Origin of the sequence: Enterobacter sp. JMULE2 (genome assembly GCF_013337145.1) — a bacterium.
GTDB lineage: Bacteria > Pseudomonadota > Gammaproteobacteria > Enterobacterales > Enterobacteriaceae > Enterobacter > Enterobacter mori.
The window spans coordinates 491048-508461 of sequence record NZ_SGWD01000017.1; the positions used below are offsets into that span (position 1 = coordinate 491048).

Annotated in this window: 13 protein-coding genes and 3 pseudogenes; 2 read left to right on the forward strand and 14 right to left on the reverse strand. The window is 54.9% G+C overall.

Features of this window, described 5'->3' with window-relative positions; all coding sequences use genetic code 11:
* Positions 1-8: 8 nt before the first annotated feature.
* The 11 genes and pseudogenes from EXW94_RS24620 to tssB all read right to left on the reverse strand — a co-directional run bounded on the left by EXW94_RS24620 (position 9) and on the right by tssB (position 14327).
* Positions 9-638 carry a hypothetical protein gene (locus tag EXW94_RS24620; protein WP_241211064.1) on the reverse strand — a complete coding sequence of 210 codons (630 nt, stop codon included), beginning with the start codon at positions 636-638 and terminating at the stop codon, positions 9-11.
* Positions 639-643: 5 nt separating this feature from the next.
* Positions 644-2833 (reverse strand): M23 family metallopeptidase, encoded by a 2190-nt coding sequence (locus EXW94_RS24625; RefSeq protein WP_174341236.1) that lies wholly within the window; start codon positions 2831-2833, stop codon positions 644-646.
* A gap of 14 nt (positions 2834-2847) precedes the next feature.
* Positions 2848-5199 carry a type VI secretion system Vgr family protein gene (locus EXW94_RS24630; protein ID WP_174341237.1) on the reverse strand — a complete coding sequence of 784 codons (2352 nt, stop codon included), beginning with the start codon at positions 5197-5199 and terminating at the stop codon, positions 2848-2850.
* Complete coding sequence (gene tssH, locus EXW94_RS24635) at positions 5196-7850, reverse strand: type VI secretion system ATPase TssH (protein WP_174341238.1); 2655 nt, start codon at positions 7848-7850, stop codon at positions 5196-5198. The genes EXW94_RS24630 and tssH overlap by 4 nt, the downstream gene beginning before the upstream one ends.
* Positions 7851-8015: 165 nt before the next feature.
* Positions 8016-8507, reverse strand: a complete 492-nt coding sequence (hcp, locus tag EXW94_RS24640) for a type VI secretion system effector Hcp (RefSeq protein WP_050862713.1) — start codon at positions 8505-8507, stop codon at positions 8016-8018.
* Between the two features lie 13 nt (positions 8508-8520).
* Positions 8521-10224 (reverse strand): OmpA family protein, encoded by a 1704-nt coding sequence (locus tag EXW94_RS24645; protein WP_174341239.1) that lies wholly within the window; start codon positions 10222-10224, stop codon positions 8521-8523.
* Positions 10221-10910 carry a type VI secretion system protein TssL, short form gene (gene tssL, locus EXW94_RS24650; protein WP_174341240.1) on the reverse strand — a complete coding sequence of 230 codons (690 nt, stop codon included), beginning with the start codon at positions 10908-10910 and terminating at the stop codon, positions 10221-10223. Before tssL ends, EXW94_RS24645 begins: the two co-directional genes overlap by 4 nt.
* Positions 10907-12247, reverse strand: a complete 1341-nt coding sequence (gene tssK / locus EXW94_RS24655) for a type VI secretion system baseplate subunit TssK (protein ID WP_174341241.1) — start codon at positions 12245-12247, stop codon at positions 10907-10909. The genes tssL and tssK overlap by 4 nt, the downstream gene beginning before the upstream one ends.
* A gap of 11 nt (positions 12248-12258) precedes the next feature.
* Positions 12259-13606, reverse strand: a pseudogene (gene tssC / locus EXW94_RS24660) (type VI secretion system contractile sheath large subunit).
* A gap of 8 nt (positions 13607-13614) precedes the next feature.
* Entirely contained in the window at positions 13615-13797 is a 183-nt protein-coding gene (locus EXW94_RS28610) for a hypothetical protein (protein WP_375336652.1), read from the reverse strand.
* A 90-nt stretch (positions 13798-13887) separates the two neighbouring features.
* Positions 13888-14327: pseudogene (tssB, locus tag EXW94_RS24665) on the reverse strand (type VI secretion system contractile sheath small subunit).
* Between the two features lie 884 nt (positions 14328-15211).
* Between tssB and EXW94_RS24670 the strand changes: the two are divergent.
* Positions 15212-15412 carry an ANR family transcriptional regulator gene (locus tag EXW94_RS24670; RefSeq protein WP_174341242.1) on the forward strand — a complete coding sequence of 67 codons (201 nt, stop codon included), beginning with the start codon at positions 15212-15214 and terminating at the stop codon, positions 15410-15412.
* Positions 15413-15425: 13 nt separating this feature from the next.
* Complete coding sequence (locus tag EXW94_RS24675) at positions 15426-15668, forward strand: TraR/DksA C4-type zinc finger protein (RefSeq protein WP_174341243.1); 243 nt, start codon at positions 15426-15428, stop codon at positions 15666-15668.
* Positions 15669-15682: 14 nt separating this feature from the next.
* Here the strand turns inward: EXW94_RS24675 and EXW94_RS24680 are convergent.
* The 3 genes and pseudogenes from EXW94_RS24680 to EXW94_RS24690 all read right to left on the reverse strand — a co-directional run.
* Positions 15683-15865: pseudogene (locus EXW94_RS24680) on the reverse strand (transposase); the annotation flags it as partial.
* Positions 15866-16163: 298 nt separating this feature from the next.
* Positions 16164-16451 carry a hypothetical protein gene (locus EXW94_RS28380; RefSeq protein WP_254797882.1) on the reverse strand — a complete coding sequence of 96 codons (288 nt, stop codon included), beginning with the start codon at positions 16449-16451 and terminating at the stop codon, positions 16164-16166.
* 448 nt (positions 16452-16899) lie between these two features.
* The coding region (locus EXW94_RS24690; protein WP_174341245.1) for a hypothetical protein at positions 16900-17414 on the reverse strand (515 nt) is incomplete at its 5' end.

Below are 17414 nucleotides of genomic sequence, written 5' to 3' on the forward strand. Positions count from 1 at the left end.
GCAGCTATTTAGTCACCATCAAATGAAATACTCTCAAGCAACTTCAATGTTTCTTTAGATAGATCTTCACCTTTATCATCCGAAGAATTAACACCAGAACCACATAGGGCATTATTTTTATGTATCAAACAAAAATAAACACTCTGGCCTAGCGTTCCATCTTTAAGTTTCGCCATGGCATTGACAGCCATAAAACCAGATGCATCTTTGCTTTTAACTTGAAATAGAGACAGATGATTTGCCTTCCCATTTTTCACATATGTGGCATCCGGAATTGATTTCCACACTTTATTTTTGTAGTCATAAACAATTTTATTATCAGCGGCACTAACACTGACCCCTTTGTTGTTAACTTGCTGTACATCATATCCTGCTTCAAATGCTTCACCAGAATACAGGCAAGTCCACTCCGATATTGGTGATTTTTTTTTGAAGTACTCATCATCAGACAGTGCGGGGTATTTAAAATCACTAAAATGCATATTGCATGCATCAAAACTGGATGACGAAGAAATATCTGCGTTAGAATCTGATGTCAACGCTCTAGTTACTGAGGCACCTTCCACTTTAGCAACTGGTGCTGAAGCCATAGCGAAGGAGCTAACGCTAAGAAAAACTGATATATATAGCAATTTCATAATTTTTACTTCCTATGTTTATATCCTTCCGGGAAGTTCAAAACCAAACTTCCAGAAGCATTCGGGAATTTATTTTCCGTTAAAATTGCAAGGGCAACTCCGTAGGCACAACATCTCGAGTCGAATCCGTTTAGTGAGTGATGATAAAGCGAACCAATCCTACCAGGCAAATTAACTGCGGCACTTGCTTCCCAAAAACTAGGGCTTCGGTAGTAATACTTTGTTCCAAGATTTGTATTAACTGAAACTCTCTCTAAAACATGCTCCTCATCAGCATATTTTGCCATCTTATTTTTCACCCAATAAAACCCCGCACTATCTGCAGCTAGTGTGCTATGTGAATCACTAACAGAATTTCTTAGCTCTATAATTTCTGTTGTAAGCGTAGGGAAATGGCGATCTTGCAATGTAGCATTGGATCTATTCGCAGGAGGTTGTGCTGCAATTGATGCATATGCATCAACCAAACTCTGTTTTAATTGCTCTTGAACTGTTCTACCAATATATTTAAAATAGTTAAGGTAGTTTTCTGGGTTAGTTAATTGCAAAAAGCCACGTCCGTACCATGGGGCGTACCAGAGGTTACTGCCGTTCCCTTCATGAAGCGTACTCAACCACCCGGTCTCTTGTACTGCATTACCTAAAAAACAAGAAACTCTAAATGGAGTATTAATACAATACTTTCTCATGGAGGAGTTTAGATTTGAAATCTGGCTGCTCAAAATCGAGCCCGATGTTCTTAAGTTTGTGTTAATAGCTTCCCAGGCAAACCGATTTCTGCCTGATTGGCGTAGAGCATGGCTAGGTACTATTTGTTTCATTTCAGAGAAGCTTAACCACCCACAATTTCTAAAATGGCTAATTATTGCCTTTGGCTCAAAATGCCACAAGCTTCCGCTGCTAAGTTCCCCAATGTCGAAACACAATGCTTCGGCATGAGCCTTGAATTTTGCATAATCTTCTTCCGTCATCGGATCATGCTCTTCACTTCCCGTTTTCAGCCACGAGAAGCGGGTATCGATCGTACTTTTTTCCCATTCAAACGGGAAATGACAGATTAACTTTCCGCACTGGTTATCGAACTCACCATCTTCCTGCAGCTTCTTGATAATGGCTGAATTACACTGGCTATCGCTATCACTATCGTCATCAACCAACTGCCAGCCTGTCCAATGCGGAAAGTCAGCGTCACTAAACTTTTTAATACTTGGATCGGCAAGATTGACTACCCCCTTTCCCCCCGGGTAATTGACCGTCATCCATAATGGCGCATCTGCCGGTACCAGTGTTTCATGGTCTGTATTGATCACCCGCCCAAAGCGAAGTAATTCGAATCCGGCACTCGGGCTTTCCTTATAATTCCGCATTGCGGTTTTATAGAGATTGTATTCGTAGTCATTACCATCAGCATTAACCAGTGGCTCGCCCAGTAGATCATATTTCCCGTCAACCTGCGTATTTTTCTGCCGCGTTACCATCGTGCAGTTGCCTTGGGCCAGAGTCATGCTGGCATAAAGAGGCGCATTGCTGGTATAGAGCTCAGAAAGTCCGGTGATAGACGTGCTGTTATCTGCGGGGGCCTTGTCATAAAACTTTGTCTGCGGAGGCAGATAAAAGTGAATATCACCGTAAACTGCATCAGTGCGGCCATTCTTCGAAATATCCAGCTCTCCTGATTTCCTGCCCGTCAGCTTGCTGATGTTGTCGTCATCGCAGAAAATCTGGAAATGGAAAGCATTGACTCCATCCACCATGCCCGGAAGGCCTAACGGATCCTTACGGTAAACTTTCTCACCGGCTTTAACAGTTTCAGCCAGCGACTTCAGGTGCATGTATAGGGAGTAGAAAGCCACTTTTGCTTCATCACCGCTACCGATCTCGGTTTCATGCTTTATCAGCACATAACCATCATCACTCCCCTTTGTATTGGGTTTATCGGCGTTGATGTTAAATGGTGCCTGATCGCGCTTGTCTGAGCTTTTGCGGAGTGAAACGACGGTACCATCCGCTATCGCCCGCACGCTCTCAGCAGGTCTCCCTTCGTCAGTCTGACGTATATGTATTCCGCCATGCCACGAACCATAACCGTTAACCGGATACCCACGGCGGTCAACTACGGTCATGACTCTTTCAATCCAGGCCGCATCAGTTTCATGGGCATCTTTCGCTTTCAAAAGCGGTGGGCTGATAATCATAAACTGACTCCTTGTCAGGAAAAGCTGAATTTACTGGAAGGTTCTGTGGTTTCAGGAGCCACATTCGGGAAGTCTTCCGGCTTGTTAGCCTTTTCTTTTCGCCCGTAATGCCCGGCTTTAGTCCGGTACTCCCCCTGTGTGGCTGATTCAATGCCATTGGCATCGAGGGTGATATAGCTTCCACCCCCGTTGATCGTGACCTGCTTCCTGGCAAGAATCTCGATACGATCTTCGGTACTGACGACGCTGATTTCTCCACGAGCAATGAGCTCCATCAGGTCATTCTGTGCCTGGATCCTCACCGGCCCCTGGTTCGCGATGAGCTTGATCCCCAGCTTACGAACAAACACGCTCAGGGCATTACCCACCCCGATGAACAGATTTTTCACCACGCTGACGTCGGCATTTTTACCAGCCGTAGCTATCAGGTTCTGCCCGGCCGATACCTGCAGATGTTGTCCGCTGGTCAGTGCCATTCCATCCGGCGCGCTGAGCAGCAGTACTGATTTTTTGAGGTCCGTCAGTTGCTGTTCCAGCAGTGTGATTTGCGCCTGGAGATCGGCCGGGTTCGCGGTCGCCTTCTGCGCATCATCGGAGATAGACGTCATCTGCTCCCGGGCATCACCCAGATTGCTGACCGCTGGCTGCATCTCCAGCACCTGACCCTGTGCTTTCGTCTGGCCATCAGCGCTGATGAAAATCCCTTTCTGTGCCCGTATCGCACCCCAGCTGTCGGTTCTGAGCTCAAAGCCCTCGCCGCGCTGCTGCTTTTCAGCATCCACCAGATGACCGAGATTCAGCTGACTCTTGCCGCCGTACTCGGTACTGACCTTGATATGCTCCTTCCCGCGCTCGTCGTCGAGGCGGATTTTGTTGTTCGCAGGCGTCCGCAGGACGTTACGTTTGTAGTTGCGGATAGTGACATGGTCACCGTGGGCTGAATCGTGCAGCACGCCCGCAATGTACGGCCGGTCCGGGTTACCGTCCTCAAAGCCAATCGCCACTTCGGTGCCCGCCAGCAGCGGCAGGTGCAGACCGTAGGTGTCACCAGCATACGGGCGTGACTGGCGCACCCACAGGCTCTCAAACCCGGTTTCCCAGTTATCCCGGTCAAACAGCATGTTGACGCGATAGCGTCCGTCTTTATCAATGTGGCCGTAGATGTCATTTTCGGTGGTACTGGTGACGCGTGCCGGCAATGTGCCGGCCATCACGGGACGTGAGCCAGGTTCAGGACGAAAACAAAAATCAGTGCTGTCCGGGATGCCGTCGAAGTTGACGCCAAAGTCTTCATCACGGCGCGCATGGCTGTGTATCGCCGTGACGACCACGCCCTGAGCAAACACGTCTGCCACTTCGTACCCGCCGGTGACTTTCAGTACCTGGCCCGGAGAGAGGGTCGGACAGCTGGTGATGGCATGGGTCTGCGTCTGGCCATTCAGGTAGCGCTCATGACGAATGCGGGCATAAAAGGCGCCGGACTCCGGGGCCGGATTACGGTCATGGGGATTCCCCGCCGTCAGGTAGTTATCTCCCCAGTGGTAAGCCTCCCCACAGGTGGTGGCATCCCCGCGGGTCGCATCGACCTGAGTGTTCATGTCCTGCGTGGCCTGACGGTAGTTGTAGTCCCGGGTGCTGACCTGCTTCTGCACCACATTGTGGTGGCTCTCCATCCCCCACACCGAGTCCCCCCCCTGCGAGTGCTGCCCGGACGGCGGCACCGAGGGCAGGGTCAGGCCTTTTTCATACCCCTGCTGACCGTCATAAAACTCCACCACGTCAATGTTCAGGCGCGTGTCGGTGGTGAAACGGAACCAGATGCCCACTTCACCCAGCAGGCGGGTAATAAAGTGCAGGTCGTCCTCACCGTACTGCATCACCTGTTCACGGCGCGGGTACTCTTTTGACAGCGAGAACAGAAAATCCTGACCGCGCATGTTGTGCCGCTCGCGCAGGATTTTTTCCACGATTTGCGGGACCGACATGTCCTGATAAATGGCGTTCTGATGCGAACGGTCAAGCAGCGCCAGGCGTGGCCGGAGCGTCAGGGCATAATGCGTTTCATCTTTTGACGTGCTGAGGCGTTCAAAGCCGGTCACAATCCCCTGAATAGTGCGCACGGCCTGCTGCATTTTGATGCCGTAACCCTGGTCCACCGGAGCCTGCAGCGTCAGCGAGCCGGGTTTCATCAGCATCATTTCTTTGCTGATGGCATGGTCAGCGCTGGTGAATTCGATACGGTAGCTGAAAGGCCGGCTCAGTGCTTCATCGCCTTCAAACGCCAGTACATCGAGTTCTGCTTCACATCCCTTCACCGACAGCTGGTGATGGTTGTGGCTGAATCTGATTGGGGGATGACTGCTCATGCGTGCACTCCTTGTGTACGGTCAAACTCCAGCCCGATACCCTCTTCCTCACTCCAGCTAAGGCATAGCGACTGTGGTTTCTGTTTCGCCGCCATGTGGGTCAGCAGCCGCTGGCTCAGCACCGGCAGAATTTGCTGATTGAGCAGACTGTCGACGTTGCGCGCGCCGGTGTCCGGCAGCAGGCAGGCGGAAGTCAGCGCGTCATACAGGCTCTCATCAATCTGCGTGGCCAGGCCGTAGTGACGGTGCAGGCACCTGCTGACATGTGCGAGCTTCATCTCCACGATAGTGCGCATGGCGGGCTCACTCAGAGGGCGGTAAATTACAGTCTGGAAGCGGGCCAGCAGCGCCGGCTGGAAGTGGTCGCGTAAAATCGGGCGCAACAGTTCGTGCAGGTCTGCTTCGGTCACCTCCGGCTGTTCGTCGAGCAGCTGCATCAGGTGGTCGCTGCCAAGATTCGAGGTCATCAGGATAACCGTGTTACGGAAGTCGATTTCGCGGCCTTCGCCGTCGCGCATAAAGCCCCGGTCAAAGACCTGGTAGAACAGGTTCATCACGTCGCGGTGCGCCTTTTCCACTTCATCGAGCAGCACCACGCTGTACGGACGCCTGCGCACGGCTTCGGTGAGAATGCCGCCCTGACCGTATCCCACATAGCCCGGAGGGGAGCCTTTCAGCTGCGAGACCGTGTGCGGCTCCTGGTACTCGGACAGGTTGATGGTAATCAGCGATTTTTCCCCGCCGTACAGCTCGTCTGCCAGCGCCAGCGCGGTCTCGGTTTTACCGGTGCCGCTCGGGCCGACCAGCAGAAATACACCCTGGGGCCCGTTTTCAGGCGTCAGGCCGGTCTTTGCCGCGCGCAGGCGCTGAGCAATCGCAGTCAGCGCCACGTCCTGCCCGACCACGCGCTTGCCGATTTCATTTTCCAGACTCAGCAGTTCGGTCTGCTCGTCTTTCATCAGTGAAGCGATCGGCACGCCTGTCCAGTCGGCGATGACCTCTGCGACCGTACGGTTATAAACCTCCACCTGTATCAGCACGTCGTTCTCCTGCTGCAGCGAGAGCTGCTGACGGAGGTCTGCGATGTCCGAATAACGACTGATGTCCTGACGGCAGGCTATCAGCTCGCCGACCATCTGGCGCTCGACGTGAAGACGGGCTTCCTGTTCGTCAAGTTCCGCCTCCAGCTCTGTGCGCAATATTTCAATGACTGCCAGCCGGTCTCCGTGTGACGATGCGCCTGCGGCAATGTCCTCCAGCAGATCCTGTGTTTCCATACCGAGCGCTGTCAGACGGGCTTTCAGACGCACAATGGTGTCCGGTACGGTATCAAGACTCATTCGCACGCGGGCGCAAGCGGTATCCAGCAGGTCAACCGCCTTATCCGGCAGCTGGCGTCCCGTCAGGTAGCGACGGGACAGTGTCACCGCAGCACGCACCGCATCGTCGGTAATATGTACGCCGTGGTGTTCAGCATAGCGGGATTTGAGACCGCGAAGCATCAGGCAGGCTGTGTCGTCATCCGGCTCGTCGACTTTCACCATCTGGAAGCGACGCTCCAGGGCAGCATCGCGCTCAAAATACTGTTTGTATTCAGACCATGTGGTGGCCGCGATGGTGCGCAGTTCGCCGCGCGCCAGCGCAGGCTTCAGCAGATTGGCCGCATCTGCGCCACCTGCCTGGTTGCCCGCGCCAATGATGGTGTGAGCTTCATCAATAAACAGCAAAATCGGGGTCGGTGACTGCTGCACGGCATCGATGACGTTTTTGAGACGCTGTTCGAATTCACCTTTTACGCCAGCGCCCGCCTGCAGCAAACCAAGGTCAAGGGTGCGCAGACTGACCGGCCTGAGGGATTCCGGCACGTTGCCTTCGGCAATACGCAGCGCCAGGCCTTCAACCAGTGCGGTTTTGCCCACGCCCGGCTCGCCAACCAGAATCGGGTTGTTTTTGCGGCGACGGGAGAGAATATCGACCATCTGACGGATTTCGTTATCGCGTCCAAACACCGGGTCGATTTTGCCCTCTTTCGCTCTGGCGGTGACGTCGAGGGTAAATTTGTCCAGCGCGTTCTGCAGCGAAGGATTAAGCTCACCTTCCTTTACGTACGCGCCAGCCGGACGACCGACAAATTCCACTTCACCACCGTGATGTTGTGCGAGCCCGGCCTCCTGCTGAACCTCCGGGCGCTCCTCTGACCGGGTATCCAGCAGCGTGCGAAGGCGCTCAAGCTGGCTCTGACCCAGGGTGAGTAATGGCCACAGGACGCCATTCTGTGCCAGTTTCGGGGTGTCCGTCAGGGCCATCAGCAGGTGAACGCTGCGGATACTGTGCTCCCCGGCCAGGGATGCCCGCAGCCAGGCCTCCTGCATCAGTTGCAGGACCCTTTCGGATAAACGGGGGCGTGCGCGAACTGAACGGGGCTGTTTATCCAGCCAGCCGAGCAAATCCTGCCACAACGTATCCATATCCCACTCGTAACGGTGCGCAAGAACGCTAAGGTCACCCTCACCCTGCTCCAGCAGCTTCAGCAACCAGTGCTCCGGCAAGATTTCGGCGTGCGCCCGGGTCTGACAGAGCGAAGCCGCCCCTTCCATTGCGCGGGCACAGAAAGGATTAAGACGTCGAAGGAGGATTGCCGTTTTTTCCATGTTTGCTTGCTCACTGTTGAGGACCATTCAGGCACGCTACCGCCCCTGGCCGTTACCGAGGCCCATAAGGTCTGTTTCCGGGATATGATGTTTTTGCTGAACACCCACAGCGGCAGACGCTCAGCAAAAAGAAAAGCGGACAGACAAACTCTGCCCGCTTGCGACTTACGCGGTGGCGCGTTCGTTCCAGGAGTCGGAATGAATGATGTTGCCGTCCTTGTAGGTCCAGGTGATTTTTTCGTAACGCAGCTCAATGCGCTCAAGGTGGTTGTGCTTCTCTTTAGAAGGATCCTTGATGTCATACATTTCAGGATTCACTTTCACCACCTTGACGTTTTCCAGTCTGGTGTTGAAGTACTCCACTTCCTGGCCCGCGTCGTTGATTTTGTACCACCTGAATTCCGCAGACTTGAGGGTCTGACCGGTGGTCACCGCCTTGTACAGGTACGGGCTGGACGAGTCGATTTCCTTGGTGAAAAGGAACGGCGTGTGGATACGGGTGCCGGTCAGCTTGCCGGTGTTGTTGTCGGTCGGGATGTACAGGTTATGCTCCTGAGCGACAACTTCGATGCTGCCTTCACGGTCCTGAACGTCCACAGACCCTTTAATGTCCGCGCCGCCGTCGTCTTTCAGCCAGAGATAAACAGGAATTGCCATTGGATTTACTCCATTAATGTTGAGAAACGTCATCATCCTGCGATGACGCAGAGGGTTTGCCCGGTATCTGGCAGGCATCGGCCTGCGGTACCAGACTGATTTCGACACGACGGTTCAGCGCACGGCCTTGCGGGGTGTCATTGGTTGCGGCCGGGCGACTCTCTCCATAGCCCTGCACCGCAAAACAGCTTTCCGGTACATCACCGGTATCACGCATCCAGTTGCGCACCGCTTCGGCACGATTGAGTGAAAGCGTCTGATTGAGTTTTGGATTGCCGGTGTTGTCGGTATGCCCGGCGACCACAATCAGCCAGCCCGGCTTCGCTTTGATACCGACCAGGGAGTTGACCAGCATTCTGGTGGAGCCAGCCTTCAGCACGGATTTGCCGGAATCGAACAGCGACATGCTGTCGAGGCGGACAATTTTAGGTACCGGTTCAGGTTTCGGCTGTGGTTCAGGTGGTGGCGGTGGAGGCACATACGAACGGATCGCATCCAGCACAGGCATTCGCAGACGTTCCCCCTGATACAGACCAAGGCCCATACGCGCCGGTACGCCATTGCGCGCCCATTTATCCAGCTCTGCCGCATCGTCACGCAGGACAGCAACGGCATCGGCTTTGGGTCCGAAATCATGCATCGGGATACGGTCATAGCGGGCAATATCGAAGCTCACACGCTGCAGCAACTGATGATTGTTCCAGCCACTGCTGAGCAGCGCGGCGATGACCGCCAGCGTGAAAATCCCGAGCGCACAACGGAAGGTTCGCCCACGCGGCGTCAGGCCTCGCCCTTCGGGCAGCAGCGGCAGGATAAAATCCGGGAAGGGGGAGATAACCGTACTGTCCGTTCCTGACGGCTGCCAGCCCGCCACCTGCTGCATCGCAGTGTGACGGGAAAGCCATGCAGTCCAGGCTGATGTGGCCAGACTTCCGGCAAGGATCGGCCCCATTCCCCACAGCACCGCGACAGGTGCAATGACAGGAACGTCGGGGTTCTCATCCATAAAGACTGCCTGGACGTGCTGGTGGAACCAGCTCATCAGGCTGTTCATCAGCACCTGTTGCTGCATCGCAGGCGACCCACCGGTGGTAACCCATGCAGCGATTGAACCCGGCGCTGAAGATTCACGCCAGACCCTCACCCCTTCCCCCGGGATAGCTGCCTGCCAGAGCAGATCATTCGTCATCGCGCTGCCAACCAGGCCATTCAGAACCAGCGGCACGGAATGCCCGGTTTCTTTACGCAGCTGGCTGATTTGCCATCGCAGGGCCAGCAGACGGCTGGTAAGCGCTTCGCTGTCGGCGTGTTTCTGCGGGCAGACGCTGACCATCACCGACAGCTGGCGACCCCAGTCAGGCCGCAACCACAGTACCTGGCGGGCGGCCTGTTCCAGATCCTGATGATCCTCCACACGGATCCAGCAACCCTGCGTGACCGTAAGCACCGGTGACTGCTGTGGCCAGGCCAGCGGCAGATCGCCACAGACCAGTACCACAGGCTGGCGGTAAGTGGTTTCAGGAAGGTCATCCAGACGCAGGGTGGCGTCATGCTCCGCACGAGGTCTGCCGATATACCAGAACGCGACGATAAACCCGATCATCGCCAAAAGAACAAGCACTGAAGCCAGCCGGGATAACGGCAGAAAAGCCAGGCAGACCACAGCACTCAGCAGGGCGGCCCACAGCGCAAGCACGCGCTGTTGTGCAGGACTCATTTCACCGCCCCCGGCAACAGGGCTTTCAGGGTGTGGTCAAGCCACTGATCCAGCCCCCACCACAGACCCGCCACCACGAGAAGGCTCAGGCCGATACGCACCGACCAGGAGGCCAGCCAGCCCCCCGCCCCCCGTCCGGCAGGGCTTTCTGCCAGCACCGGATGGGTCTGTGGATAGCTGAAGGGGGCGACATGTTCACTGAGTGCGCTGACGAGTTTCTGGCGTTCCGGATCGTTCAGGGAGCGGTAGCTCCCGAGGAACCCCAGCATCATCACGCGCTGAAAACAGGTCAGCACGGCATTGTCTGGAGCAGGTTCACGCAGCACATCGCGCATCCTGTCACACAGGGTGTCACCGGCGTCCATGGTGCCGAGGAAGTGTCCCTGCAGGGGAATGCCATACCACTGCACACAGGCATCATCCTCCACACCGCGGCCTTTGACAGCCTCATCAAGCAGCGCACACTGTGCTGTGAGAATATGCTGACAGCTGGCTTCATCGAGTTCGCACGCTTTCAGCTCACGCTGTACACGTTCGACATCAGCTATGCAGCGCTCCCACAACGTGCGCCCTTCTCCATCCTGAAACTTCGGACCGTGACGGAGGCTTATCACCTGCAGCCAGGTGTCCTGCAGCAGGGCATCAATATCAATGGACGCGGCCGGGCCGCGTTTGCGCTCACTCATGTTCTCAGTACTGCAAAGAGTTCGAGTTCAGGCTCGCCGAGCATGCCCGGGACGTAAAACATACATGTCCCACTCTGGAGCATCTCAGTCGCCAGAGGATGGGTCAGATCGAGACTGAAATACTGGTTTTCCAGACGAAGCGGTATGGCCGCCGGCACATGACGCATCGGCGTCAGCGGTACGCCCACCCGTGATGAATTGACGATACTCCTGACATGATCGGGACTGCCCGCCTTGCACTGACGCGGGAACTGTTCCTGCAGCTGTGCCACCGGCATCGGTGAACGCACGGAGAGGTAGTAGTCCGCCCCCTCGCGCAGGCGTGGGTCGTGCAGACGGGCCTGCCAGAAGTGCAGACGGGCATCATGCTCCAGCTCAATCGCCACCACCCGCGACGGCAGGCTGGCTTCCAGCAGGTCGCCCAGCAGGTCAAACAGCGGCGGGAAGACGTTGTTCAGTTGCTCATGCTGCCAGACCGGAATGGCGCTCACCTGATGTTCCAGTGAAAAAGTCAGCAGGCTACCGGCCATACGGGCAAGTTCCGGATAGAGACGCTCAGGCGGACTTTGTGGATTACGCTGAAACTGTCCCAGCACGGGCTCAGCGCTGTTCAGGGCATTGAGCAACCAGAACAGGGACACGTCAGCCACGGCAAAATCTGCCATTCGCTCGTTACTTTCACGACGCATGGCCATCAGGCGACTCAGTCGGGCACGCAGTTGCGTCATCAGCTGTTCCAGCTGGGTCACCAGCCAGCGACTGCCCTGGATGGTCAGAAGCGGGGGGAGAAACGTTTCATCCAGCCCCCATGCGCCCTGAGAGTCCTGCTGCAGTCGGGCGACCGGACAGGTCAGATAATCGCTGTTGTTCTGATGCGCAAAGCGCAGGGCCAGCTCCGGCTGGATCACCGCAATCTGACGAGTGTCTTCGCCAAAAGTATTTCGGACATCGCGCCAGCGCTGGCGATAACGAACAGGCCGCTCGGCCACTTCATCAGGTTTAAGACAGTTACTGCCATTGGCCCGAAGCAGAGGAAGTGCCAGAACCACCACCACGTCCTGTAATTCACTTTCAAGAGCCAGCACCGGTGGTAGCTCGTCGGCATTATCCGTGTCGATAAGCGTGCCATCGGAAAAACGGATGTGCAGATGACGGGCCTGCAGGCGGCCCAGTTTCAGTGCATCCGGTTCGAAAGCGACACTTATCACGCCCCAGGGCTTTGATAACCCCATACGGGCGATACATTCGGCAGACCAGGCCGCATACGCGACCTGTTGCTGAAAGTGCTGGGGAGAGACCATCACGCCTCTTCCCCAAAGCGGCTGTTCCGTTTTCATGGGTTTCCTGCCTATGCTTTTGCTTTCGGCATCTGGGATACCAGCGACAGGCTGACGTCCATGCCTTCCACCTGGAAGTGCGGTACGGCGTAGAGCTTCACGCGGAAGAAGCCCGGGTTGTCCTCGATGTCTTCCACCATCACCTTCGCATCGCGCAGCGGGTGCGAGGCCTGCAGGTCATCGCCCGGGTCAGTCATCTCGGTCACCAGGCCTTTCACCCAGGTGTTGAGCTCAAGCTCCAGCAGACGGCGGTCCTTGGTGGTGCCGATATTTTCGCGCTGAATCAGCTTCAGGTAGTGAGCGATACGCGACAGCAGGAAGATATACGGCAGACGGGCGTTGATGCGGCTGTTGGCGGTCGCATCAGCCGTGTCGTACAGGGCCGGCTTCTGGGTGGAGTTAGCGCTGAAGAAACAGGCGTAATCGCGGTTCCTGTAGTAGCTCAGCGGGATGAAGCCCAGGTTCGCAAACTCAAACTCGCGGGTTTCCGGTATCATCACCTCTGACGGGATTTTCACCTGGCTGCCGGTGCCGAGGTCATACAGGTGGATGGGCAGGTCCTGAACGGCACCACCGGCCTGAGGGCCGCGGATTTGTACGCACCAGCCGTTGTTAATGAAGCTCTTCACCATGTTGGCGGCAAAGGCAAACGAGGCGTTGGTCCAAAGATACTTCTCGTGGTCAGGCCCTTTGACGTCCTCAACGTAGTTGAAGCTGCGCACCGGCACGGTATCAGGGCCGTACGGTAAACGCCCAGCACGCGCGGCATCACCAGGCCGATATAGCGGGCATCGTCGGTTTCACGGAAGGATTTCCACTTGATATATTCAGCGCGGTCAAAGTAGTTACCGATATCCTTGATGGCCGCCACTTCTTCCATCGAATCCTTGAGGAAGAATGTCGGGCCGGCCGAGCCGATAAACGGCATGTGCGCGGCAGCAGCGACCTTCGAGATGTTGCGCAGCAGGGCAACGTCCTGCGCGGAGGCATCAAACTCGTACGCGGAAATCAGGGCCGCAACCGGCTCACCGCCCGGAGAATCGTATTCTGAAACGTACGTGTGCTGGTAGAGTCCGCTCTGGATAATCTCCGGCGCGTCCTCAAAATCCTGGCGCAGGTCGTCTTTGGACATATCCACAGCTCAACCTTCACGTTCTGGCGAAAATCGGTTTTATCCACCAGGGACTGTACCCCGCGCCACAGGCTTTCAACGGCCTGGAAGTCCGGGTGGTGCATCACCGCATCCAGCTGGCGGCTAATCTGGTAGTCCAGCTCCGCGATATGGTGGTCGATTAGGTTGCGGTCGAGCTTCTCCACTTTTGAGCCCGCTTTCGTCAGGCACTCCAGAAACACCTGCATGCCGGCGGTCAGCGTTCATCCGCGGTCGCCTCCGACATCGCCTGCGCGTCCTGCCAGATGTCCAGCGCGCTGAGCTCAGAAACCGGGGTCAGGCTGATTTTTTCAAACAGGGAGGCGTACACCCCGCCGGCGGAAGGACGGTCCAGGACAACGGTTTCGCCACCGGTGTTCAATTCATTCTGTACAGACATGAGCATCTTCTCTTTGTTAATCCGTTACGTGCTGCGGGCGTTATGGCTGTTTCGGGGCAAGGGCGGAGAGTTCACCGCGCAGTTCAGCGCTCAGTGACGGGTCGAGGAGGATTTTTTCCAGCTCCCGGCGAAAGGCGTGTTGTCCATCAGGTTGGCCTTCAGGTCGCGGAGCAGGCTGCGCATGGCAAGCATGGCCTTCAGCTGTGGAATTTGACGGGCGACCTGTTCCGGTTCAAAATCCTTCATGTCGCGAAAGGCGAGCGTAATCGCATCTTCGCTGCCGTCGCCGGCCAGGGTATTTTCCACCGCCATGCTGACTGAGGGCGCGAATTCCGCCAGCACGCTGTTCATGTTATTTTTATTAATGTTGACCTTCTGGCGTTCAGAAAGGGACGCTGTTCGGCACCGTTGCTGAAATCACCGGCAACCAGCAGCTTCAGGGGAAGTTCAACCTTCTTTTTAGCTGTTCCCGTATGCAGATCGAGCTTTATGTTGACCCGGGACTTCGGTATTTCTGACTGATAGCTCATTGTCTGTCCTCCTGTTTGTTTTTTATTTACCTTGTTTCAGTCCAGACACCGGAAAAGGGCTGAACTGAAAATACATCAGCCAGAAATACGCCATTCGCGCAAACCTGTGACTCATGTTTTTTTGAGGGTGGGGATATTGTCCCGTGGCATGCCGCATTAAAGCGATTACCAGACACGGGCAAAGACGGAACTGACAGCCTCGTCCACGTCATTACGAATTGTTACATCACATTTGACAAATATTCCGCAAGACCCTGGCGGTTCAGTCTCTGGCGCGAATAAATCAAAATTGTAAACACGATAGCCACGTGACAGGGCAAGGAGCGCGGTTGCTTTGCCTGTACCGCTGGAGCCACCGGTTACAATACAAATCTCAGACATGACGTCCCTTTCAGTTAAACTATATCAACAGATATAAAAGCATATCTTTACTGCCAGCAATAATCAGTTGCGCTGATTGCCCCTGAATGAAAGAGGCATTGCATAAGCTGAAAAAGGGATGGCGTTACAGCTTTCACAGCCCGACACAAAGATGCTTTTGATTTGGATTTTCACTCGCTCTCGCCGTAACGCCATCTGTATAAGTTTGCATAATTTATAATGCGATGTAAATGGACACCAGCCAAAAATAACCCGCCCCTTCGATGTGTAAAATCACACAAAAAAATAACCACCCAGACTATTTAAAACAGAAAACATATTTATTTTGATATAAAGAAGAACCAAAAATAAATATTGTTATTTTTATTTAATCTGATATTGGTTTTTCAGCAGGCAATGTACTGCATGCAGGGATGGATTAACTCAACGTCATTTTCGCTGTCGCGGGAATATACCGGCAGAGTATCGGCAAAGGATCACAGGCACAGGACAAGGAACCAGCAATGAAGCCATACAGTGAATTCAGCCGCCTGGCAGAACAGGCGGTCAATGCGGAACGAGAAGGGAATTACGACGATGCCGCGCTGTTCTGGCAGGATGCATCAACGGCAGCGCGGTTCAGGGTTAATCTGGAGTGGGCGCAGGCACGTAAGGCATACTGCGAACAGCGCTGTGTTCGTGGCTCAGCACCAGAAAAAATCTGAGGAGAATACCGTCATGGCTGATATTGCAGATGAGGCACAGGGCGCGGAAGAACAGCTCATCGCGCAGGGTTTAACCTCCATTCGCGCGCAGCTTGCATCTTCTGGCACTGAAGAGTGCCGGATTTGTGGCGTCAGCATACCTGAACGCCGTCGCCAGCTGCTTCCCGGCGTCAGTACCTGCGTGGAATGCCAGGAGCGCAGGGAGTTTTATCAGAAAGTCGGCTCCGTCCGCGTTGCTGATAACGACGCAGACTGAGCCGTAAGCGACATTATCCGGCCTTCGTTTTGCCACATGCGCAGCCACTTAAAAATGAGGTTGTGAGCAACCCCGTTTTCTCTCGCGATTTTTGCGACATTGGCTCCGGGGTGAGAAGCCAGTTCAACGATACGAAGTTTAAAGTCGTTGGAATAGACTGTGCGTGATTCAGTTCGCCAGTCGGCAGTGTTTTCCATGAATAGAGCTCCATCTGGTTTAGAAGGAGCTCTAACCTAACGATCCCGGAACCAGAATCACAGGCGGCAGTAGCTTGACGCTTACCAGAGTTCAGACTGTTGCGCGCTTCTTCACAGCATTCACTCAGCTGCGGGCAGGCACGCCCTGCGGTTTACCGGGCGCTCACGGGTACGGTCAACGAAGCGCTTCAGGCACCGTCTGATGAGGGCTTAAGAGTAATGAGGTCCGGCTCTGCGACCTCAGACAGCAGGGCAAATGCCGACAGGGTATCGCGCACCGCATCGGGCTCACCGGTGGTCATGAACGTGACCGGTCCCAGCAGCCTGCCTGCGTCCGAGAACTGGCGCACCAGCTCTGATTTGCGGACCAGCAGTGCCCGCTCCCGGCATACTCATCACGAAGACTCTCCCGCCGCCATTCCTTATCCGTCACCACCGCATTTATCCAGCCCTGCGATTTAAGCCGGTCAATGGCAAACGTCAGGCGGTGCAGTTCAGACTGCGCCTGCACCGGCCCATCGCTGGCGGCAAGCACGCCCTCCAGGCGCTGCTGAAGCTGCGCGCCCGCCCCCTTCTGTCGCCGCACCGCAGCAGGTCCTCAATATCATCGGCGATGGCGCGGGAAAAGCGTTTCTGCCGCTGAGCCGTCCAAGCCAGCGCGTGCGCCATCAGCGGGGACAGCGCCTGACCGTCGCGCTGTGCAAGCCTGAGGGCGACAAGCGCACACCAGGCCAGATGCCCCAGCGCGGCCAGGGTTTCTTCTGCAGTAAATGTGTTGTTCTGTTTCATGGTGCCGGAGTATAAACGGAGCGATAAAAGATGAAAGAGTGTTTTTCTGAAATTACCGCACGAGTACTGAATAAGGCACCCGATTTGACGCATGTTAAACCCGTCTGATGTGCAACAGACCGTTATCTTCTTGCTCTGCAGCCTGGTTCGCTCGCTTCAATCCGCTCCAGGCTGCATTTACCGTTATGCGATAAACATTTCGTATCGCTCTCTGGTGGATTTACCGACGCCTTCAGTTTCAGTCATCACTGCAGATCGAGTGCTTCGTTAAGATACAGGGGGCTTTTAAGACACTCCCCCCAAATGCCTGGCAACCGCTTGTTGATCCAGTGCTCCTTTAACAGGAAGCAATCGTTACTATCCTGACGACTCTCCTCCACGAGATTCTGGATGGTAGCCTCATCCAGTCCGAAGCAATTCAGCAAATTGACTAAACGGTAATCTCTAAAATCCACGCCATCTTTTTCATCAGCAAGCAACTTTTGTCGTATTTTTTCGCCGGTCGCCAGATACCAGCGAAAGCCACGCTCCGGCAGGGAGATCTTCTCAGGCAACATCTTTTTCAGTTCAGTCACAAAATTTTCACATTCTTCAGTTATGCGATTATTCAGTACAGGGAGCAAAGCAGTGTACAGATGCTGGCGTTCTTCCACCTGGGATAAAACCAGGGGAACGAGATAATCCCTGGCATGCTTTCGTATATCCTCGTAAGACTGTTTTACCGTGGTTGCCCTGAGCAGTGGTTTTCCATCATCCTCCC